Annotated in this window: 1 protein-coding gene and 1 pseudogene; one reads left to right on the forward strand and one right to left on the reverse strand. The window is 34.0% G+C overall.

The features are described 5' to 3' along the window. Positions 1-224 (forward strand): annotated as a pseudogene (locus tag HT671_RS11835) (transposase); the annotation flags it as partial. A gap of 193 nt (positions 225-417) precedes the next feature. On the opposite strand, the gene HT671_RS11185 reads toward HT671_RS11835, so the two are convergent. After that, positions 418-717, reverse strand: coding sequence for a DUF1827 family protein (locus HT671_RS11185; protein WP_000767186.1), 300 nt, complete (start codon positions 715-717; stop codon positions 418-420). Between the last annotated feature and the right edge of the window lie 75 nt (positions 718-792).

A 792-nucleotide genomic window follows, 5' to 3' on the forward strand; every position in this document is an offset into this window, starting at 1 on the left:
TCATGGACAATGCTAGTTTTGATCCCAAGAACATTTTGGATGAACTCTGCATCCAAGATAAACACTTTTTCTTACCTCTACCGCCTTATTCACCAGATTTGAATCCTATTGAGTAAGCTTGGGCTATCTTGAAAAAGAAAGTAACAGATTTATTAAGGGAAGTCCCAACTATTTTTGAATGTTTGGAATGCTTTTTAAAACTAAATGACTATAAAATGAAATAAGAATAGGACAAATCGATCAGGACAGTCAAATCGATTTCTAACAATGTTTTAGAAGTAGAGGTGTACTATTATAGTTTCAATCTACTATATAAAAACGCATAATAGCGAGTGTACAGTGTACCTCAATACTATGCGTTTTATTGTGGGAAGACTTATTGGACTTTCGCTCAAGTAGAGTTTTTACTCAATTTCCTCACTGGATTGGGATTGAAATTCCAATTAATTTCTCTGAGTAGAGTGTCTTGATATTGGCTTCATCAATAGAGTTCTTATTAATTTTACGTTTCAAGAAAAATTCTTGAATGGTTTCGATTTCAGGCTCACGAATAGCACGGTGTTTGTTTGAGATGAGGATTTCATAGTGAAGCGGCGCTTGGGTAAAAATAACATCTGTATTCCCTGCAGAATAAACCTCAACAAGGGTTGCATCGGTACTTTCTAGCTGATTTTTTACAAGTTGCGAGTGTGAGTTTGTCGTATTGATAAGCTTCATAATATTTCCTCCGATTTTCTAATTCTATTATAGCACTTTTTGAATAAAGTCGCTTGATTTATACTCAATGAAAAT

The organism is Streptococcus sp. 2741 (assembly GCF_013276315.1).
GTDB classification, from domain to species: Bacteria; Bacillota; Bacilli; order Lactobacillales; family Streptococcaceae; genus Streptococcus; species Streptococcus pseudopneumoniae.

Excerpts from the sequence above, each read along its gene's own strand:
- HT671_RS11185 (WP_000767186.1), bottom strand. The coding sequence starts at position 717 with ATGAAGCTTATCAATACGACAAACTCACACTCGCAACTTGTAAAAAAT.